Raw genomic sequence first — 19,113 nt, 5'->3', positions numbered from 1 at the left:
CGAAAGCGCCGCCTGCAGTGTGGTGTGGTTGTGATGGCGATCAGGCCGCCAGCTCACCGGCCGGAGAGGGCGTGTGGCGGGCCAGGGCGCGGATCACCTGCTTGGCGGTGATACTGCCGATCTGCACGCCGTTCTCGTCCTGCACGCCAACCCATTCATGCTCGGCAAACAGGGGCAGTACATCCTCGCAGCGCGCGTCCTGCGGCACCAGAATGTCACAGCGCTCACCGGCGCCCCTGGTCATGATCGACCGCACATGGATGGCGCGGGCCTTGTTCACTTCGCGCACGAAGTCCTCGATATGCTCATTGGCGGGACGCAGCACGATATCTTCGGGCTTGCCTTCCTGCTGCAGGGCACCGTCCTTGAGCACGGCGATGCGGTCGCCGATCTTGAGGGCCTCGTCGAAGTCGTGGGTGATGAACAGGATGGTCTTGCCCAGCGATTTCTGCAGCTCGATAAGCTGATCCTGCATGCCCGAGCGGATCAGTGGATCAAGCGCCGAGAAGGCTTCGTCCATCAGGATGATGTCGGTATCCATGGCGAGCGCCCGGGCCAGGCCCACACGCTGCTGCTGGCCACCCGAAAGCTGGCGCGGCTGGCTATTCTCATAGCCCGACAGGCCCACCGTTTCGATCCACTTGGCGGCGGTGGCCAGGCGTTCCTGCTTGCCGACGCCACGGACTTCGAGGCCATAGGCGACATTGTCGATGACCGAACGGTGCGGCAGCAGGCCGAACTTCTGGAACACCATGGCGATCTGGGTGCGGCGGAAGGTGCGCAACTCGTCCAGGCTCATCTTCACCACGTCGGCGCCATTGACGACGATCTCGCCGGCGGTGGGGTCGATGAGGCGATTGACGTGGCGGATCAGCGTGGACTTGCCGGAACCCGACAGCCCCATGACCACGAAGATCTGCCCCTTGGCGATGTCGAGCGAGACATTGTCGAGGCCGACGACATGATTGGTCTCGGCCTGCACCTCGGCCTTGGACTTGCCGGAGCCCAGCAGCGCCAGGGCGCTCTGTGGATCGTCGCCAAAAATCTTGGTGACGCCGCGCATGGCAATGGCCAGCGCCGGATTGATGGTTGTGTCAGACATTAGCGCGCCTCCGCCAGGCCGATACGGGCCTGCAATTGTTTGCCGAAGGCCTGAGTGACCCGGTCAAAGATGATGGCCAGGGCAACAATGCCCAGACCGGCGAACAGACCACGGCTGACTTCAAGACGACCAATACCCTGCAGCACCTGATAGCCAAGGCCACCGGCGCCAATCATCGAGGCAATCACCACCATGGAGAGCGCCATCATCGTGGTCTGGTTCACACCCGCCAGAATGGTGGGCAGGGCCAGCGGGATCTGCACGCCGAGCAGGCGCTGGCGTGGATTGGTGCCGAAGGCGCGGCTGGCTTCCATGACGGCCGGATCGACTGAGCGCAGGCCCAGATCGGTCAGGCGCACCAAAGGCGGGGAGGCATAGATGATAGTGGCGATCAGCGCCGGGATCTTGCCCGGGCCAAAGATCATCACCGTCGGGATGAGATAGACGAAACTGGGCAGGGTCTGCATCAGATCGAGCAGCGGGGTGATGGATTTGCGCACATTGAGCGAGCGGCTCATCCAGACGCCGACCGGAATGGCCAGCACGATGGCGGTCAGCGTGGCCGCGATCATCAGGGCCATGGTGGCCATGGCGTCTTCCCACAGATCCATGACGCCCAGGAACAACAGGGCCACCAAGACGACAGCGGGCAGCTTCCAGTTGCGGGTAGAGAGCCAGGCAACACCCACCAGAATGGCGATGATCAGCCACCAGGGGGTGGCAATCAGCAGGTTCTCGATGCTCTTGAGCAGCATCAGCAGGGGATGGGCCGCAGCCTCGAAGCCGCCGCCCCAGTGGCGCACGACCCAGTTGAGGGCGTCATCGACGGCGCGGCGCAGCGGGCGGGTATCAATAATTTCTGGAAACACGGTTTTTCTCTCTCGTGTGGAGGGATGACGCGCGATGCCGGAAGGCGATGACTGCGCATTCGGGCATCACGCGGAAAACGGCCGGGTCGCGACCCGGCCGTATCGGCTTGTTGGCAGACGCGGCGCCTAGCTCAGGCTGGCGCGCACCTTGTCTGCGACTTCAGCAGGAACCCAACCGGTCCAGACATCTTCCTTGGTCTTGAGGAAGTTGACGGCAGTGGCTTCGGCATCAGCCTGGTTCTCGTCGCCATAGACCAGCAGTTCGCTGATCTCGGCATTGGTCAGGCCGACCTTGGAGAAGTACTCGGCAATGGCCGGTGCTTCTTCGGGCAGCCAGGCGGCAGCACCAACGATGGCAGGCGAGGATGGATAGGCGGTTATGCCAGCCGGCTCATCGCAATCGGGGTTTGTGTTGCAGGCGTAAACCTCAGGCTTGATTTCACCCATGTCCAGGGCGACGGCATCGAACTTGCCGAGGATGGCCGTGGGACCCCAATAGTAGAACAGGATGGGCTCTTCACGGGTGAAGGCGCGTGCAATGGAGGCATCGAGCGCACCGCCCGAACCGGGGGAGAACAGGTTCCAGTTCTCTTCCATGTCATAGGCTTCAAACAGCGCGCCGGTGGCCAGTTCGCAACCCCAGCCGGGTGGGCAGGTATAAAGGCGGCCCTTGCTGGAATCCTCGGGGTCGGCAAAGACCTGCGGATTGGCAATGGCTGTCTCAGCCGAGGTGATTTCGGGGTTGGCTTCCTGCGTGTAGCGCGGAATGAACCAGCCCTCCACGGTGCCATCGCTGATGGCGTCGCCAAGAGCGACGGTGGTGCCGTCGCTGACGGCGGCGTCCCACTGTTCCTGAACGGTACTGGTCCAGAGTTCAGGCGCGACAGCGGGCGAACCGCGCGTCACCATGGAACTGGTGGTGGGAACGGTGTCGCCGGTGACGATCTCGACATTGCAGTCGAAGCCGGCGTCAAGCACCTTGGCGTGAATGTGGGCCAAAACGGCCGCAGAGGGCCAGGTGAATTCGGCAATATCAATGGTGCGGTCTGTGCCGCAGGTGACAGCGTCTTGGGCAAAGGCAGGCGAAGAGGCTGCAGCCATAAAGGCAATAGCAATCGCGGCGGCGGCGCCACCGGTTTTCAGCATCATGTGGATATGCTCCATGTCATTTAGTGAGGGCGAAACATATAACCATAGTTGATTGCTGTCAAATCGGCAGTTACTTCGGCGGATGCTGTAATAATCAAGAAAAACAATTCATGTACTATCCGCGCTGCATTGATATCTATCTATTGATGGTCATTTTTCTATCGATTTCAGAAGTGGTTGATCTGGTGAGTGATTGTTTGCAAGAAAAGAAATTCTTAAACATCGCATTATGCGCAAAAAACGGCGGGATTCCGGCGGAATTGTGCGGGTCGGGCGATGCAGGTGATGGGTGCCGCTAGACTTGCGGCGCGGCGGACGGCAGCCGGGCCTGCGCCCAGAAGGCGTCGCAGCGCCTCCGGGTCAGCCTGGCGCTGACCGCAGATGATAACTGCGCTGGCGTGGATGTCGCTCAGGGGGAATGAACGTCGCAGCGGGACGATCATGGACGATCTGGGCCGGCACGATCTGCCAAGGCGATGGGAAAAGGTGACCGGTCGCCGGGCGGAGCGTCGATGGGCAGGCAAGACCAACGGGTCCCGTGCAGACGGAGCCCGCTTTGTTTGTCGGCGAATGCTAGCTGGAAATGTACTCGCGCAGTTCGGCGGCTTCGCGCTCGGCATCCTCGATCTTGAATTTGACGACGTCGCCAATCGAGATGATGCCGATCAAGGCGCCATTTTCGGTCACCGGCATGTGGCGGATGCGGCGGCGGGTCATGCGCTCCATCACCTCGGCAATGGGCGTGTCGCGCTCGCAGGTGACGACGCCACGGGTCATGCATTCGGCGATCGGCAGCGCCAATGTCGTGCTCGCATCTGTGCCGAGGCGGCGAACAATGTCGCGCTCGGAGAGAATGCCGGCAACGGCGTTGTTGGCCCCGGTGATCACCACGGCGCCAATATTGTGGGCGTTGAGCTGGGTCACGGCATCGGCCAGCGAACTGGTATCGGGCAGGGTGTAAACCTGCGCGCCCTTGGTTTGAAGGATGGTGTCAACACGCATTGTTCAGTCCTCCTCTTTGAGCCAGTCTGGACCGCCGCAGCGCCGGGAGCAAGGGGCGGTTGAGCGGATCGCCGGCCTATAAAAAAAGGGCCAGCACGCGCTGGCCCCATTGAGTGGTCAGGGAGAAAAAGGAGGTCAGCCCTCGTTATGGCCGGGCGACCAGTAGCGCCGCACGCGCTTGCGCTTGGGGGCCCGGGCCGGGAGGGCGCCGCGCAAGGCAAATCGCGCGGCTTCAAACAGCATGGCCAGCACCAACAGGGTCAGCGGGATCATGAACACCATGATCTGGGTGTCGGGACTGGTTGCCAGCGTTGCAGCACTGGCCGGTGACACGCCGACCAGCACGGCGGCGGTCGCGCCGACGGTGATCAGGGCCGCCGAGACGGTCCCATAGAGGCCGAAAGTTCTGCGCTTGGAGGACGTCACTTCTTGCATGGGATCAACGTCGCTCCTTGATTGACAGTGCAGCCACTAAGCCATGCGATTGCGGTTCGAGTTGGGACTGATGTTGGCGGGTGCGGTACCATTTGGGGGCAAAACTGTGGCAGCGCCGACATGGTCACCAGCAGGCGGGCGAGGAAATCGTGCGCGCCCGCTTGCCGCCGGACCGGGCACCCCCTATCAGTTACGCCCGGGTTTTGCTGGAGTTGCTGCACATGGGGTTCCTGTCTGACGCATTGGCGCGCGTGGCGCCGTCCGCGACGGTGGCGATCAGCCAGAAGGCGCGCGTCATGGCGCAGGAGGGCCGCGACATCATCGCGCTGTCGGCCGGGGAGCCCGATTTCGATACCCCGCTGCATGTGCGCGAAGCCGCCAAGGCGGCGATGGACGCGGGCAAGACGCGCTACACCAATGTCGATGGCATTCCCGAGCTGAAGGAAGCGGTGGCCGCCAAGTTCCGGCGCGACAACGGGCTCGATGTCACCGCGGCCGACTGCTTTGTGTCCTCGGGCGGCAAGCAGATCATTTTCAACGCCATGCTGGCGACGCTGAATCCGGGCGACGAAGTGGTGGTGCCGGTGCCCTATTGGGTGAGCTATCCCGAAATCGTGCGGCTGTGTGGCGCCGAGCCGGTGTTTGCGGTGGCCGATGCCTCCACCGGCTTCAAGCTGTCGCCGGCGGTGCTGGAGGCGGCGATCACGCCCAAGACCAAGTGGCTGATCCTCAACACCCCCTCCAACCCGACGGGCGCGGCCTATAGCGCGGCCGAGCTCAAGGGGCTGGCCGCAGTGCTGCTGCGCCACCCGCATGTGCACATTCTGACCGACGATATCTATGAAGTGCTGGTCTATGATGGCGGCAGCTTTGCCACCATCGCCCAGGTCGAGCCCAGGCTGCAGCCGCGCACGCTGACGATGAATGGCGTGTCCAAGTCGCACGCCATGACCGGCTGGCGCATCGGCTACTGCACCGGGCCGCGCGACTTGCTGGCTGCGATGACCAAGCTGCAGGGGCAATCGACGTCGAACCCGACATCGATCGCGCAATGGGCGGCGGTGGAAGCACTGAACGGGCCGCAGGATTTTCTGGCCGAGTGGCGGCAGGTGTTTCAGGCGCGGCGCGACATGGTGGTCAAGGGGCTCAACGCCAATACCGGGCTCGATTGCCTGACGCCGGCCGGGGCGTTCTACGTGTTCCCCTCGTGTCAGCGGCTCCTGGGCAAGACCAGTGCCGGTGGCGCGGTGCTGACCACTGACGAGGATTTCGTCATGGCGCTGCTCGAGGAAACCGGGGTGGCGCTGGTGCATGGCACCGCGTTTGGCCTGCCGGGGCATTTCCGGCTGAGCTATGCGGCCAGCAATGCAGAACTGGAGGAGGCGATCAAGCGCATCCAGGGGTTCTGCGCGGGGATTGCGTAGGGTCGGCTTTTTGGGCGCAAGATCGTCTTACGAGCACCGGGTGGCACCTCCTCCTTCACGGGGGAGGCTGGGAGAGGGTGCGAGAGCCCTTATATCGGGGGCATCCGTCCCCCTCCCTGTCCCTCCCCGCAAGGGGGAGGGTGACGACTGAAAAATGGGGGCTTCGCCCGCCCTACTTCCCCATCCAGCTCATGAAACCGGTGCTGTCGCCGCCGGCTTCGGCGAACATCTGGGTCAGCTTGCTGGTCGATTCATAGCTGGCGACGGCGGTCTGATAGAACTGGTCGCTCCAGCCGGCAGCCTGGCGTTCCTCGGCACTCATCGAGGAGTAGATCGAGATGATGTTCTGGGAAAAGGCGGTGGGGTCGCTGGATTTGGCGGCGCTGTGAAAGCCGGCGAGCAGGGCGGCGCCCGATTTGCTGCGCAGGGCCGCCTTGGCCTCGGCGCTTTCGGCGGCCGAGAACTTGTCGTCGGTATTGAGCGCGATGGCCGACAGGGTGCGGCTGGCAAGGCCCGATATGTCGATATAGGTGCCGACGGTGGTCTTGCTGTTGAAGGTGGGCGCCTTGCCGTTGGCAATGGCATCGGCATAGAGCGTATCGAGCGACTTGCGCGCACTGCTGGCGACGTCGGCAATGTCCTGTTGCTGCTGGGCGGCGCCCGCATCGACCAGCGCCAGATAGAGCTGGACCGGATCCTCGTCGCCAGTATCGGGCAGGGTTTTGGGATCACTCTGGAGCTGTTTGATACCCTCGGTGATCGCGGCGCGACCGGCGATCCAGTCGGCCCCGGCCTTTTCCTCGTCGCCCAGACTATCGAGATAGGCTGCGGCGGCCTTGTACAGCGCCGTGAAATTGCCGGTGACCTGGGCGACGCCGGCGGGCCCCGAGAGCGCGTTCTCGAAGCGGCGCTGCATTTCAAGGCCGGCGGCAGCCTGCTCATCGCTGGTGAAGCTGTCATCGCTGGCCATGGCGAACAGTTCACGCTGGTCCAGGCTCGATAGATCGACGGCCAGCTTGCCGGTTTCCAGCGGTGTGCTGCGCCCGGCCTCGGTCAGCAATGCCGCCAGTTTGGCATGGGCTTCGGCCAGCACGGTGGCAAAATCCTTGGCGGCCAGGGCGGCCTGCGCTTCGCTGGACAGGGTGACCGAGGTGGCCGCGCTGTCATCTGTTGTCGGGGTGCTGCTGGCGGCGGCAGCGGTGGTGGCCGGTTTGGCGGCCTGGCTATAGGCGGTGGTGTAGCTGGCACTGGGGTAAGTGGCGCTGACGGCAACCATGTTGGCCTCCTGCAAAGGATGTGCAGAGCACCCTGCAAGCCTTGTGCCGGAGAAAACCCAATTGAATCAATGCCGCGACGTGCCGGGTGCGGGCCGGGGCGGTAAATTTTGCCGGGCTGACGGGCAGCAATGACCACAATGCAAGAAAAAGGCCCCGCCCGAGGGGAGGGCAGGGCCCAGAGATCATCAGCCGAAGCGTCTGACCTTGGAGGAACGGCGCCACGAACGCCGTTGAGTTGGTCGGGGGACTATCCGATGACTCAGGGGGCGACACAATCACGCAATGGGAAGGGCTGCCATGCAGATTCGCCGCTGCAGGCGAGCGGGCAAAAAAAGAGGCTCCAACCGAAGTTGGAGCCCAATGATAGGGCCGAAGCCAAATCTGAAGTAGGGCCCAGCGCAAGGGAGGAGGATATGCGCTGAACCAGTGAACCCAAGCCGCGGGAGGAGGATGCAGCTTAAGTTCGTGTCGCCTAAACGCGGGTCCGAGGGAGGAGGATACGGAGCGGCGTCGCCAGCGACAGGTACACATATAGATTTTGACCGGTTGGTCAGCAATAGAAAGGTCAGCATGTCTGCCATGCATTGGGCGCAGCGACATGTTGTCAATCTGCCTGCAGTCCACGCAGACCGGCGCAGGGCGCCAAGGCCTAGAAGACGGCCAGGTATTTCAGCAGCGAGATGATGCCGATGACGATGATAACGATCTGCAGGATCTGGCGGATGCGGGCCTCGATGGGCAGGCGCTGGACCAGCCACAAGATGAGAACGATGACCAGGAAGGTGATCAGAATGCTGATTAGAACAGAAGTGCCCACGGTATTCTCCAGTGCGCTTTGTGCGCTTTGGGTAACGCGGCTGTGAACGCTTGGTTGCATGGCCGGCCCGCCGGCGCAAAAAAAAAAGCCCTGTCCGAAGACAGGGCCATTGATAGGGCCGAAGCCAAATCGATAGTAGGGCAGAGAGCAAGGGGGAGGAAATGCGCTCTGCCGGTGAACCGTGATCGAAGGAGGAGGAGACGATCCCGGTTCGGTGTCGCGATACTTGTTCCGAGGGAGGAGGATACGGAACGCGCCTCAGCGACGCCCTCCTTATGAACTCTACCGATCTGGTCGGCAATATGGTGATGAACATGTCAGCCATGCAGTTGATGCACGTGCGGCAAAAAAAATGTGGCCCCGCTCGAGGGGAGAGCGGAGCCACAGGGATGCAGGGATAAATCCCCACAAGGAGGGAACACAGGGGGCGCAAGGGAGGAGAAGCGCCCGCACTGCTGAGGGGCATATAGGGGGGCGGGCGCTGCCTAACAATCATGCAGTGCGTATAATAGCTATGCACACACTGCATAGTGTCTGGAATAATTCAATCAAATCAATGCTGCGCGGAATGGCTGCATGGTGGCGTCGGGGCTGATTTGTGAGCAGAGGCGCGCTTTTTAAGGCGATTGCAGGCGCGTTACGACCTCGGCCAGGGTGCCAACATGCTCGATCCTGGCGTAACGCGGATGGTCGGCAGGCTCATCGGCGTGCTCGTGCGACCAGGTAAGATCATGGGGCACATACACGGCGTAACTGCCCGCCGCGAGCGCGGGCAGAATATCGGAGCGCAGGGAATTGCCGACCATGACGGTGTGCTCTGCGCCTTCGGTGTGCCGGGCAAAGATTCGCGCATAGACCTCGGGCGTCTTGTCCGAAACGATCTCGATAGCCGAGAAATACTCGGCCAGGCCCGAGGCGGCGTGCTTGCGCTCCTGATCGAAAGTGTCACCCTTGGTGATCAGGATCAGGCGATGGCTGTCGCTCAGCGTGGACAAGGCCTGATCGACATAAGGCAGGGTCTGGATGGGATAGCTCAGCAGTTCCCGCCCGGCGGCGAGGATTTCGGCGATCACATGGCCGGGAACGCGGTGGTCAGTGACCTCAAGAGCGGTCTCCACCATCGAGAGGGCAAAGCCCTTCATGCCGAAGCCGTAAAAGGACAGATTGCGCACGACAGCGGCGACCAGCCGCTCCTTGAGATCGGGCAAATCGGTGTAGTCGGCCAACAGGTCGGCAAAACGCTGTTCAGTCAGGCGGAAGAACTGCTCATTCTGCCAGAGCGTGTCGTCGGCATCCAGAGCGATGGTGGTGATGCGCGCCATAGCGAGCCGCCTAGAAGCTCCACTCGCGGGCCTTGGCGACGAGGAAGTCGCGGAACACGCCGACGCGCTTGGAATTCTTCAGGGCCGGGGGATAGACGAAGAAGGCCTCATAGGCCGGCAGTTCGGTTTCGGGCAGGACCTGAATCAGGCCGTCTTCCTGCTCGGTAACGTAATCGGGCAGCATGGCGATGCCGGCGCCAGCGCGGCAAGCCTGCATCATGCCATAGATGGCATTGACCTTGAGGGAGGCGCGACGCGGCGCGGAATCGGTCCGCCCCATGCGCTCGAGGTAATTGATATCACCGAGATAGGACGGGACCGGCTCGCCAAAGCTGATGATGCGGTGATCATCGAGCTCCTCGGCGCTGCTGGGCATGCCGAACTCTTCAATGTAGCTCTTGGAAGCGTAGAAATGATTGTGCACGGTGAACAGCTTGCGCTGGATCATCTCGGACTGGTTCGGGCGGTGCAGGCGGATGGCCACATCGGCCTCGCGCATGGCCAGGTCCAGTTCGGAATCGTTGAGACGAATTTCGAGCTGGATCAAGGGATAGAGCTTGATGAACTCATCAAGCCGCGAGCTCAGCCAGGCCGAGCCGATGCCGACCGTGGTGGTGACCACCAGCGGACCGGTCGGCGTGTCCTGGCTCTCGGACATCTGGGTTTCGACCTGCTGCAATTCCCAGTGCATGCGGTGGGCCGTGCGGAACAATTGCTCGCCCACTTCGGTCAGCACCAGACCACGCGCATGGCGAATGAACAGCTTGAGCGCGAGGTCATCTTCCAGCGCGGAAATCTGCCGGCTGACGGCCGACTGGCTCATGCCAAGCTTCTCAGCGGCGTGCGTGAAACTGCCCGACTCGGCGGCGGTGTGGAAGATCCGGAGTTTGTCCCAGTCGAGCATATGGTTTGGCGCTTTCTAGTTGGTCGTCGGCCGCGCTACTCGGCGGCTTCGGCGAGTTCGTGTTCGGCCAGAAAACGTTCCGCCTCCAGGGCGGCCATGCAGCCCATGCCGGCAGCGGTGACGGCCTGACGATAGACATCGTCGGTCACATCGCCAGCGGCAAAGACGCCTGGGATATTGGTCTCGGTGGTGCCGGGCTTCACCTGCAGATAACCGCCCGGCTTCATGTCGAGCTTGCCGGCGAAGATGGCGGTGGCCGGGGCGTGGCCAATGGCAATGAAGATGCCATCGATGGGCTGCTCATAGGTCGTGCCAGTGCTGCGATCGCGCAGGGTGACCGTATTGACCGAAGGCGGCATGGCGGCGCCGCCGACTTCGACAATTTCAGTATTCCAGCGCACTTCGATCTTGGGGTTCTTGAACAGGCGGTCCTGCAGGATGCGCTCGGCGCGGAACTCGTCGCGGCGATGCGCCACAATCACCTTGGAGGCGAAATTGGTCAGGAACAGGGCCTCTTCGACCGCCGTATTGCCACCGCCGACGACCAGCACTTCCTTGTCGCGATAGAAAAAGCCATCGCAGGTGGCGCAGGCGGACACGCCATAGCCCTGGAACTTCTCTTCGCTGGGCAGGCCCAGCCATTTGGCCTGGGCGCCGGTGGCGATGATGACGCTATCGGCGGTGTAGATTTCGCCGCTATCGCCGGTCAGCACGAAAGGACGCTGGTCAAAATCGACATGGGTGATGATGTCGCTGATGATGCGCGTGCCGACATGCTCGGCCTGGGCCTTCATCTGGTCCATCAACCAGGGCCCCTGGATGACGTCGGCAAAGCCGGGGTAATTTTCCACATCGGTGGTGATGGTCAACTGACCGCCGGGCTGCAAACCCTGGATCATGACCGGTTCAAGCATGGCCCGCGCCGCATAGATCGCGGCGGTGTAGCCGGCTGGGCCAGACCCGATGATGACGACTTTGGCGTGCATCGCAATGCTCTCCGACAAGTGGGAGTACTCCCCCGGCGCTAGTTAAAGGCCGAAACCGTACTCTTTCAAGACAAACCGTTCCGCCAGCACGCTGCGCCTGTGGAAGGTATTGGAATGTCACGCCTGCGGGAGCAAATCTCCCGTGTCAGGCGTCAGACGTATTTGAGATTGAGGATTTCATAGCTGCGCGCCCCACCGGGAGCGGCGACCTCGAACGAATCGCCCACCGATTTGCCGATCATGCCCCGGGCGATGGGTGAGGAAATCGAGATGCGGCCGGCCGATGCATCGGCTTCGGGATCGCCGACGATCTGGTAGGTCTTTTCTTCCCCGGTATCCTCGTCGACATAGGTCACCGTGGCGCCGAACTTGACGGTAGAGCCGCTCAGCTTGGACACATCAATGACGTCGGCAAGCGCGAGAATGGTCTCAAGCTCCTTGATCCGCCCTTCATTGAGGCTCTGCTGTTCCTTGGCCGCGTGGTATTCAGCGTTTTCGGACAGATCGCCATGCGCGCGCGCTTCCGAGATCGCCTCGACAATGCGACGGCGCTCAGTGGCAGTGCGGTGCTCATATTCTGCGGCAAGGGCCTTTTGGCCTCCAACCGTCATCGGGATCTTTTCCATTTCGTGGCCTCCATCGGCACGGCAGTAAACAGCTATCATCCCAGCCAAAATCCGTTCGGCCTACGCTTCACGATAATTTTTAGGGGAAATAAGTCTCAAATTGCCCGGCTGCCGCGTTGCGGTCAAGCCAGTGTACGAATGAACATGGTCATGTCCACACGCGCTTTCAAGCATTCTCTTCTCTCGCAGAAAGGTCCCATCATGCAAGTCCTGCTTCCCGTTCTCGCGTTAAGTTTGCTCATCGTGCCCGCTGCCGGGGCGCAAGAGGCGCCATCCAGTGCCGGTTTACTGCGTGCCGAGGTGCTGTCCGAGGGGCTGGACCACCCCTGGGCGCTGGTGTTCATGCCTGATGGGCGGCTGCTGGTGACCGAGCGCAGCGGCCAGTTGCGGGTGATCAATGACGGGGCGGTTGGGGCGCCGATCACGGGGACACCCGATGTGTATGATCAGGGGCAGGGCGGTCTGCTCGACGTGGCGCTGGCGCCCGATTTCGCCGAAAGCGGCCGGATTTATCTGAGCTTTGCCGAAAATGCGGCTGATGCCGGCCTGCAGCGTGGCCAGGGGACAGCGGTCATGACCGCCCGGCTGGTGCTGGAGGGGGATTCCGGCCGGCTGGAGGAGCAGCAGGTGATTTTCCGCATGAACAGGTTCACCACCACCAACCGGCATTTTGGCTCGCGCGTGGTGGTGGGCAATGACGGCAATCTGTTCGTGACGCTGGGGGATCGCGGCGAGCAGGACCGGGCCCAGGATTTCGGCGACCTGGCCGGCGCGGTGGTGCGCATTGCGCCCGATGGCGCGGTGCCGGCGGACAACCCCCAGACCGAGGGCTGGGCGCCGGAGCTGTGGAGCAAGGGGCATCGCAACCCGCAGGGCGCGACGCTGCGTGATGACGGGCAGCTGTTCACAGTTGAGCACGGCGCGCGCGGCGGCGACGAGGTCAATAATCCGCAGCCGGGCGCCAATTATGGCTGGCCGGTGATCACCTATGGCGAGGATTATTCCGGCCTGCCGATCGGGGTGGGGACCGAGAAGCCGGGGCTGGAGCAGCCGCTGTTTTACTGGGACCCCTCGATTTCACCCTCGGGGCTGGATTTTTACGCGGGCGATCTGCTGCCCGATTGGCAGGGCGATCTGCTGACCGGCGGCCTGAGCGGGCAGGTGCTGGTGCGGCTCGATGTGGAGGGCGATGAAATCGTCGGCGAGGAACGCCTGTTTGCCGGGCAGCTGGGCCGGGTGCGCGATGTGAAGGCGGGCCCGGATGGGGCGATCTATCTGATCACCGATGAGGACAATGGACGGCTGATCCGAGTGGCGCCAGCGGCAAACTGAGAGCGATTCCATCCCAGTGCCAAGGCGGCAAGCCAGAACTTCTGACGAATGGCGGCGGGACCTGCTTGCTTCTGCGCCGCGATCCATCGACAATGTATACACTAAACCAGGTGGAGCCGCGTCATGGCCGATACTCGTCACATTGTGGGCGGCGGACCCAAGAAGGTTCTCTATACCCTGGCCACCATTGGCCGCATGGGGGTGGGCAAGGCCGCCAAGGCGCTGACGGCCAAGAATGCCTGCAAGGCCTGTGCCTATGGCATGGGCGGCCAGCGCGGCGGCATGACCAATGAGCTCGATGAGTTTCCCTCGGTCTGCAACAAGAGCGTGCAGGCCCAGTCGACCGACATTCAGCCCGGTATTCCCGAGGCGATCTTCGAGCACAGCATCAAGGATCTGGCCGAGCTGACCGGCCGGGAGATGGAGCATCTGGGGCGGCTGAATACGCCGCTGTTCAAGGCGCGCGGGGCCGACCGTTTCACCCCGGTCGACTGGGAGTTTGCGCTGGCCCATGCCGCCAGCCAGCTAGAGGCCACCGCGCGGGAGCGCAGTTTCTTTTATTCCTCGGGCCGCTCGTCCAATGAGGCGGGGTTTTTGTTCCAGCTGCTGGCGCGGGCCTATGGCACCAATAATGTCAATAATTGCTCGTACTACTGCCACCAGGCGACCAGCGAGGGGCTGGCCAGCACGATTGGCAAGGCGACCTCAAGCGTCGAGCTGGAGGATCTGACCGGGGCCGACCTGATCTTTGTGATCGGGGCCAACCCATCCTCGAACCATCCGCGCTTTATCCACATGCTCAAGAACTGTCGCGAGCGGGGCGGGCAGGTGATCGTGATCAATCCGGCCAGGGAGCCCGGGCTGGTCAAGTTTTCCGTGCCGAAATCGCCCCGTTCCATGCTCAAGGGCGGCAGCGAGATCGCCTCGGATTATTGTCAGCCGCGGATCGGCTCGGATATTGCGCTGTTGAAGGGCATCGCCAAGGCGGTGCTGGAACTGGGGCTCGAGGACCGCGATTTCATCGCCGCGCACAGCAGCGGGTTCGAGGCGTTTGCCGCCGATCTGGCGGGGCTGGGCCGGGAGGAGATCAGCGCGACCTGCGGCATCAGCGCCGGGGAGATCGCCCATATCGCCCGGCAATATGGCAAGGCTGAAAACGCCGTGTTCGCCTGGGGCATGGGGATGACCCATCACATCCATGGTGTGGAAAATGTCGAGGCCATTGCCAATCTGGCGGTGCTGCGCGGCATGGTGGGCAAGCGCTTTGCCGGCCTGCTGCCGCTGCGCGGGCATTCCAATGTGCAGGGCATCGGCACGATCGGGGTCAAGCCCGTGCTGGCGGGGGATGTGCTGGCGAAGATGGAGGCCGAATTCGGCGTCAGCTTCCCGACGGCGCGGGGCATGGACACCATGGCGTGTCTCAAGACCGCCGAGGCGGGAGCGATTGACAGCGCGGTGATCATGGGCGGCAATCTGTGGGGCGCGACGCCGGACACGGCGTTTGCCAGCCGGGCGATGGCTGCCATCGGCTTCAAGCTGTTTCTGACCACGACATTGAATATGGGCCATGTGCACGGGCTCGGCGATGGCGAGGTGATGGTGCTGCCGGTGACGGCGCGCGACGAGGAATGGGAGCCGACCACCCAGGAATCGATGTTCAACTATGTGCGGCTGAGCGATGGCGGCATTCGCCGTCTGGACAATGTGCGGCCCGAAAGCTGGATCCTGGGCGAAATCGGCGCCCGCGTGCTGCCCGGCTCGCCGATCGACTTCAAGGGCTTCAGCGCCCATGCCCGGGTGCGCGACGCCATTGCGGCGATCGTGCCGGGGATGGAACAGCTGGCCGATATCGACGTGGCCAAACGTGAATTCCATATCAAGCACCGGGTGATGCACACGCCCGAATTTGGCACGGTGGACGGCAAGGCGCATTTCGTGGTGACGCCCGTTCCCGCTGCGGCGACCGGCCAGCTCAGCCTGGCCACCATTCGCAGCGAGGGCCAGTTCAACACCATTATCTATGAGGAAAAGGACAGCTATCGCGGCGGCGCCGAACGCGATGCGGTGTTCCTCAATGGCGAGGATATGGCCGGGTTCGGCGTGCGCGAAGGGCAGGTAGTGACCATCGCCTCCGATGTCGGGCGGATGCAGGCAGTGGCCCGGGCCTTCGACCTGCCGCGGGGCAGTGCCATGGCCTATTACCCCGAGGCCAATGTGCTGGTGGGCACGGCGGTCGATCCGCGCAGCAAGACGCCGGCCTTCAAATCGGTGCCGATCTGGCTCGAGCTCGCGGCGGCCGGGGCCTGACGAACCGCTCGCGAAAGGAAAAGCACCGGACGCCGCCCAGCATCACGGCAACTGGATCTGCCAGATTACTGGCAGCGATCAACATGTTTACGGTCTGGTTACTCTGTTTGCACATACATGTACTTGAAAACCGCCGCCATGACGTTGGTTTTATTGCTTAAATTTTAGGCAGTGACGTTCTGGCGGAGCTGAGTACAATTGGGGCACGCTCATGACTAGTAACGGCAAGACGGGTGTTGTGGCCTCGCCGCGAGCCATGCGCATCGTGATGGATGGCATCGGCAGCGAGTTGCAGAGCTATGCCACCAACAATCTGCAGATCGTCAAGCAGACCAAATTGCTGGCCATCAATGCCATTATCGAGGCGGCGCGGGCCGGGGATGCCGGCAAGGGCTTTGCCGTGGTGGCCGACGAGGTGCAGCGCCTGGCCGATCGGGCCGCCGACATTGCGCTGCGCTTCCAGGACGTGCTGATGGGGCGGATTTCGCTCAGCCGCAGCATGAGCGAGACGCTGGTGGAGGAAATGGAGGGCGTGCGGCTGATCGATCTGTCGCAGACGCTGGTACAGCTGATCGTGCGCAACCTCTATGAGCGCACCGCCGACGTGCGCTGGTGGGCGACCGACACGGCGCTCTGGGAGGCGCTGGGCGATCCCGAGCCAGGCAGGCTGGGTTTTGCCGCCGACCGGCTGGCGACGATCAACCGCTTCTACAGCGTCTATTGCGACCTGGTGCTGACCGATGCGCGTGGGCGGGTGGTGGCCAGCGCCAATGGCGCGCATGCCCGCCAGCTGCTGGGGCACGACTTTTCGCGCGAGGCCTGGTTCCGGGGGGCGCTGGCGACCAAGAGCGGCGACGACTATGCGGTGGGCGAGGTGATGGAAAGCGCGGCGCATGACGGGCGCGAAGTGCTGGTCTACAGCACGGCGGTGCGCAGCCAGGGCCGGGCCGATGGCGCCGTGCTGGGGACGCTGGGGGTCTATTTCGACTGGCAGGAACAGGGGCGTTCGATCGTCGAGACCGAGGCCGCCCTGCCGCCCAAGGATGCCGAACGCACCGAGGTGATGCTGCTCGACGCCAAGGGCCGAATGATTGCCACGACCAATCCGGCGCATCGCTTTGCCAGTTTCGACCTGCGCGATGAGGGCCGCGCCCGTGGCAGCTACTATGATGGCAAAGGCAATATCGTCGCCTTTGCCAAGACGCTGGGCTACCAGGAATATGACGGGCTGGGCTGGTGGGGCGTGGTGGTGCAGCGCACCGAGCAGGACGACAGCATCAAGCAGGCGCTGGGGCTCACCGGCTAGCCAAGCGGGTAGGCGACATAGGCAAAGCGCGCGCTGTCGGGGGCCCAGGAATTGACGTTGATGGTGCCCTGACCGCCGAAAAAGCCGATGATGTCGCGCTTGTCACTGCCATCGGGGCGCATGAGGCGCAGGATCACATCCTTGTCGGCCGGGTGGCCCTGGGTGCCGGGCGGGTAGCTGAGATAGACCAGCGAGGCGCCATCGGGCGAGAGGTGCGGGAACCAGTTGACGCGCTCGTCGTCGGTCAATTGTTGCACGCCGCTGCCATCGGCCCGCATGCGGAAGCACTGAGCGTGGCCGGGGGAGGTGCGCTCGGCATTGAAATAGATCCATTGGCCATCGGGAGAGTATTCGGGGCCGTCATGGGGCGCGTCGAGATCGGTCAGGCGGGTGTCGGGGCCACCGGCGCTGGGAATGGTGAAGATGTTGATGCGGCGCGTGCCGTGCGGGGCCTCGACGGCGACATAGGCCAGGGTCAGGCCATCGGGGCTGATGCCGTGCAAATAATAATGATGTGGCGTGGCGTGCGTATTGGAGACGCGGCGCGTTGTGCCGCCGGTGATCGGCACGGCGTAGAGATGGCCATCATCGGCACTGACATAGACGGTCTGGCCATCGGGCGAGAGCACGTGGTCGTTGTTGAGATCGCGCAGCGTGCCGGTGTCGATCCGTGCCGGCGTGCCGCCAGCGGCCGGGATGCGCCAGAGTTCGCCGCCGGCATTGAACACCAGGGTCTGGCCATCAGGTGTCCAGTTGGGCGCCTCGATCACCTCGTCGGCGGCAAAGATCACCGTGCGCCCGCTGCCATTGGGCTTGATGATGGTCAGTTCGGCGCGCTGGCCCGGCTGCAGGGCGCGGCCACGGCGGGTGAATGGCGGATGGCTCAAGATGATCTCCCGGGAAAGGCTGCGTGGCAGGAACGAGAGCTAAGGCTTGGGCGCCGGTCCCATTTGCAGGATGGTCGGCTCCACGCTGAGCAATCGCTGGGCCATCGCCTTGATGTCGTCGACGGTGACAGCGTTGATCAAATCGGGGCGGCGGGCAAGGTAGTCGATACCCAGATCACGCAATTGCAGGCCGACCAGCGTATTGGCGATGGCCGAAGAGGAACTGAGCTCGTTGATCGGGTAGGAGCCGATCAGGTATTTCCTGGCGGCAGCGAGTTCGTCTTCGTCAGGGCCGTCTTCGGCCATTGTGGCGACGACATCCTTGATCACGGCAAGGGTTTCGGCGGCGCGATCGGCCCGTGTGGCGGTGGCGATCACCAGGGCCTGGCTGTGCGCCATATTGTTCAGCGACGCGCTGATGCCATAGGTCAGGCCGCGTTCTTCGCGCACTTCGGTGGTGAGGCGGGAGCCGAAATTGTCGCCGCCCAGGATCTGGGTCATCAGATAGGCTGTCAGATAGTCGGGGTCGTCGCGCTCCAGGCCGGGATAGGCCATGAAGATCGAGGTCTGGGGCAGCTCGTAGGGGACGTGCAGGTCCTGACCAAGCTGTGGGTCAATATCGGCAATGGTGGTCAGATCGGGCGCGTCGGGCAGGGTGCCGAACAGGGTGTCGAGCATGGCGGCGGCGTCTGTGGCGTCGATGGCGCCGACAATGCCGACATGCAGTTTCTGGCGTGCAAACAGCCTTTGGTGCAGCTGGCGCAGATCATCGGCGGTCAGGCTGGCCAGGGTTTGCAGCGTGCCTTCGCTGCGCCGGGCATAGGGGTGCTCGCCATAGAGCGCCGTGGCCCATTGGCGCTGCGCGGTGGTGTTGGGGTTCTGCGCCGCAGCGGTGATGCCGCTGACCAATTGGGCGCGCATGCGATCAATCGGGTTCCGGTCAAAGCGCGGGGCCTCGATGGCCAGTTTGAGCAGGGCGACGGCCTCGTCGCGCTGTTCGGCCAGCATGCGCATCGACCCGTACAGCGCGTCGGCATCGGCAATAAAACCCATTTCGGCGCCGGCATCATCAAGCGCAATCTGGAAGCTCTCGCTGTCGAGCGTGCCGGCGCCTTCGTCGAACAGGGCGGTCAGCAGGCTGGTCAGCCCTTCCTTGCCCGCCGGGTCCTGGGTGGTGCCGCCCTCGAAGGCAAAGCGGATGGTGATGATGGGGACGGCGTAATCCTCCACCAGCCAGGCGTCGATGCCCTGGGGTGAAGTGATGTCCTGAAACACCACTTCGGCCTGCGCCGGCAGGGCGGTGAGCAGCAGGGCAAAGCTGGTGGCGACAACCGCAAGGGCGCGGCGGAGCAAGGGTAGGGTGGTCAT

General features: G+C 63.1%; 18 protein-coding genes. 5 read left to right on the top strand and 13 right to left on the bottom strand.

Going from position 1 to position 19,113, the window contains the following annotated elements; translation table 11 throughout:
• Window positions 1-40: 40 nt before the first annotated feature.
• The 3 genes from ABFY71_RS06905 to ABFY71_RS06895 all read right to left on the bottom strand — a co-directional run bounded on the left by ABFY71_RS06905 (window position 41) and on the right by ABFY71_RS06895 (window position 3,120).
• Complete coding sequence (locus tag ABFY71_RS06905) at window positions 41-1,102, bottom strand: quaternary amine ABC transporter ATP-binding protein (RefSeq protein ID WP_347945278.1); 1,062 nt, start codon at window positions 1,100-1,102, stop codon at window positions 41-43.
• Window positions 1,102-1,971 (bottom strand): ABC transporter permease, encoded by an 870-nt coding sequence (locus tag ABFY71_RS06900; protein WP_347945277.1) that lies wholly within the window; start codon window positions 1,969-1,971, stop codon window positions 1,102-1,104. Before ABFY71_RS06900 ends, ABFY71_RS06905 begins: the two co-directional genes overlap by 1 nt.
• A 126-nt stretch (window positions 1,972-2,097) precedes the next feature.
• On the bottom strand, window positions 2,098-3,120 hold the full coding sequence (locus ABFY71_RS06895; RefSeq protein ID WP_347945276.1) for a glycine betaine ABC transporter substrate-binding protein: 1,023 nt from the start codon (window positions 3,118-3,120) through the stop codon (window positions 2,098-2,100).
• Between the two features lie 110 nt (window positions 3,121-3,230).
• Between ABFY71_RS06895 and ABFY71_RS06890 the strand changes: the two genes are divergently transcribed.
• The gene (locus ABFY71_RS06890) at window positions 3,231-3,419 is read left to right on the top strand and encodes a hypothetical protein (protein ID WP_347945275.1); all 189 of its coding nucleotides are present in this window, start codon (window positions 3,231-3,233) and stop codon (window positions 3,417-3,419) included.
• A gap of 274 nt (window positions 3,420-3,693) precedes the next feature.
• Here ABFY71_RS06890 and ABFY71_RS06885 read toward each other — a convergent pair whose 3' ends face one another.
• A complete protein-coding gene (locus tag ABFY71_RS06885; RefSeq protein WP_347945274.1) occupies window positions 3,694-4,122 on the bottom strand; it encodes a CBS domain-containing protein in 429 nt (142 codons plus the stop codon).
• A gap of 135 nt (window positions 4,123-4,257) precedes the next feature.
• The gene (locus tag ABFY71_RS06880) at window positions 4,258-4,557 is read right to left on the bottom strand and encodes a hypothetical protein (protein ID WP_347945273.1); all 300 of its coding nucleotides are present in this window, start codon (window positions 4,555-4,557) and stop codon (window positions 4,258-4,260) included.
• A 221-nt stretch (window positions 4,558-4,778) separates the two neighbouring features.
• Here ABFY71_RS06880 and ABFY71_RS06875 point away from each other — a divergent pair, with 221 nt between their 5' ends.
• Window positions 4,779-5,981: a pyridoxal phosphate-dependent aminotransferase gene (locus ABFY71_RS06875; RefSeq protein WP_347945272.1), complete on the top strand. Its 1,203-nt coding sequence runs from the start codon at window positions 4,779-4,781 to the stop codon at window positions 5,979-5,981.
• Between the two features lie 172 nt (window positions 5,982-6,153).
• Here the strand turns inward: ABFY71_RS06875 and ABFY71_RS06870 are convergent, their stop codons facing one another.
• The 6 genes from ABFY71_RS06870 to greA all read right to left on the bottom strand — a co-directional run bounded on the left by ABFY71_RS06870 (window position 6,154) and on the right by greA (window position 11,913).
• Window positions 6,154-7,257 carry a ParB N-terminal domain-containing protein gene (locus ABFY71_RS06870; protein ID WP_347945271.1) on the bottom strand — a complete coding sequence of 368 codons (1,104 nt, stop codon included), beginning with the start codon at window positions 7,255-7,257 and terminating at the stop codon, window positions 6,154-6,156.
• Between the two features lie 650 nt (window positions 7,258-7,907).
• A complete protein-coding gene (locus tag ABFY71_RS06865) occupies window positions 7,908-8,075 on the bottom strand; it encodes a Thivi_2564 family membrane protein (RefSeq protein ID WP_347945270.1) in 168 nt (55 codons plus the stop codon).
• A 617-nt stretch (window positions 8,076-8,692) separates the two neighbouring features.
• A complete protein-coding gene (locus ABFY71_RS06860; RefSeq protein ID WP_347945269.1) occupies window positions 8,693-9,397 on the bottom strand; it encodes an HAD family hydrolase in 705 nt (234 codons plus the stop codon).
• A 10-nt stretch (window positions 9,398-9,407) separates the two neighbouring features.
• Window positions 9,408-10,301 (bottom strand): LysR family transcriptional regulator, encoded by an 894-nt coding sequence (locus ABFY71_RS06855; RefSeq protein WP_305582274.1) that lies wholly within the window; start codon window positions 10,299-10,301, stop codon window positions 9,408-9,410.
• A 35-nt stretch (window positions 10,302-10,336) separates the two neighbouring features.
• Window positions 10,337-11,287: a thioredoxin-disulfide reductase gene (gene trxB, locus ABFY71_RS06850; RefSeq protein ID WP_347945268.1), complete on the bottom strand. Its 951-nt coding sequence runs from the start codon at window positions 11,285-11,287 to the stop codon at window positions 10,337-10,339.
• A 152-nt stretch (window positions 11,288-11,439) separates the two neighbouring features.
• Entirely contained in the window at window positions 11,440-11,913 is a 474-nt protein-coding gene (gene greA / locus ABFY71_RS06845; RefSeq protein WP_347945267.1) for a transcription elongation factor GreA, read from the bottom strand.
• Between the two features lie 201 nt (window positions 11,914-12,114).
• On the opposite strand from greA, the gene ABFY71_RS06840 reads away from it, so the two are divergent.
• From ABFY71_RS06840 to ABFY71_RS06830, 3 genes are all read left to right on the top strand, one after another.
• The gene (locus ABFY71_RS06840; protein WP_347945266.1) at window positions 12,115-13,245 is read left to right on the top strand and encodes a PQQ-dependent sugar dehydrogenase; all 1,131 of its coding nucleotides are present in this window, start codon (window positions 12,115-12,117) and stop codon (window positions 13,243-13,245) included.
• Window positions 13,246-13,368: 123 nt separating this feature from the next.
• Entirely contained in the window at window positions 13,369-15,552 is a 2,184-nt protein-coding gene (locus tag ABFY71_RS06835; protein WP_347945265.1) for an FdhF/YdeP family oxidoreductase, read from the top strand.
• 211 nt (window positions 15,553-15,763) lie between these two features.
• Window positions 15,764-16,858, top strand: coding sequence for a methyl-accepting chemotaxis protein (locus tag ABFY71_RS06830; RefSeq protein WP_347945264.1), 1,095 nt, complete (start codon window positions 15,764-15,766; stop codon window positions 16,856-16,858).
• Here the strand turns inward: ABFY71_RS06830 and ABFY71_RS06825 are convergent.
• Together ABFY71_RS06825 and ABFY71_RS06820 are read right to left on the bottom strand one after the other, a co-directional pair.
• The gene (locus ABFY71_RS06825) at window positions 16,855-17,745 is read right to left on the bottom strand and encodes a TolB family protein (RefSeq protein ID WP_347945263.1); all 891 of its coding nucleotides are present in this window, start codon (window positions 17,743-17,745) and stop codon (window positions 16,855-16,857) included. The two genes, ABFY71_RS06830 and ABFY71_RS06825, sit on opposite strands and share 4 nt — an antisense overlap.
• Before the next feature lie 39 nt (window positions 17,746-17,784).
• Window positions 17,785-19,113, bottom strand: a complete 1,329-nt coding sequence (locus ABFY71_RS06820) for a M16 family metallopeptidase (protein ID WP_347945261.1) — start codon at window positions 19,111-19,113, stop codon at window positions 17,785-17,787.

This window comes from Devosia alba (assembly GCF_039938915.1).
Taxonomy (GTDB): domain Bacteria; phylum Pseudomonadota; class Alphaproteobacteria; order Rhizobiales; family Devosiaceae; genus Devosia; species Devosia alba.
Note: the sequence above shows the minus strand (reverse complement) of the source record. Positions and strands in the feature narration are given on the sequence as shown.

Coding starts and splice junctions, on each gene's coding strand:
- ABFY71_RS06890 (WP_347945275.1), top strand. CDS start 3,231: ATGTACTATCCGCGCTGCATTGATATCTATCTATTGATGGTCATTTTT.
- ABFY71_RS06860 (WP_347945269.1), bottom strand. CDS start 9,397: ATGGCGCGCATCACCACCATCGCTCTGGATGCCGACGACACGCTCTGG.
- trxB (WP_347945268.1), bottom strand. CDS start 11,287: ATGCACGCCAAAGTCGTCATCATCGGGTCTGGCCCAGCCGGCTACACC.
- greA (WP_347945267.1), bottom strand. CDS start 11,913: ATGGAAAAGATCCCGATGACGGTTGGAGGCCAAAAGGCCCTTGCCGCA.
- ABFY71_RS06840 (WP_347945266.1), top strand. CDS start 12,115: ATGCAAGTCCTGCTTCCCGTTCTCGCGTTAAGTTTGCTCATCGTGCCC.
- ABFY71_RS06885 (WP_347945274.1), bottom strand. CDS start 4,122: ATGCGTGTTGACACCATCCTTCAAACCAAGGGCGCGCAGGTTTACACC.
- ABFY71_RS06830 (WP_347945264.1), top strand. CDS start 15,764: ATGACTAGTAACGGCAAGACGGGTGTTGTGGCCTCGCCGCGAGCCATG.
- ABFY71_RS06870 (WP_347945271.1), bottom strand. CDS start 7,257: ATGGTTGCCGTCAGCGCCACTTACCCCAGTGCCAGCTACACCACCGCC.
- ABFY71_RS06895 (WP_347945276.1), bottom strand. CDS start 3,120: ATGATGCTGAAAACCGGTGGCGCCGCCGCCGCGATTGCTATTGCCTTT.
- ABFY71_RS06905 (WP_347945278.1), bottom strand. CDS start 1,102: ATGTCTGACACAACCATCAATCCGGCGCTGGCCATTGCCATGCGCGGC.
- ABFY71_RS06880 (WP_347945273.1), bottom strand. CDS start 4,557: ATGCAAGAAGTGACGTCCTCCAAGCGCAGAACTTTCGGCCTCTATGGG.
- ABFY71_RS06855 (WP_305582274.1), bottom strand. CDS start 10,301: ATGCTCGACTGGGACAAACTCCGGATCTTCCACACCGCCGCCGAGTCG.
- ABFY71_RS06820 (WP_347945261.1), bottom strand. CDS start 19,113: ATGACCACCCTACCCTTGCTCCGCCGCGCCCTTGCGGTTGTCGCCACC.
- ABFY71_RS06835 (WP_347945265.1), top strand. CDS start 13,369: ATGGCCGATACTCGTCACATTGTGGGCGGCGGACCCAAGAAGGTTCTC.
- ABFY71_RS06875 (WP_347945272.1), top strand. CDS start 4,779: ATGGGGTTCCTGTCTGACGCATTGGCGCGCGTGGCGCCGTCCGCGACG.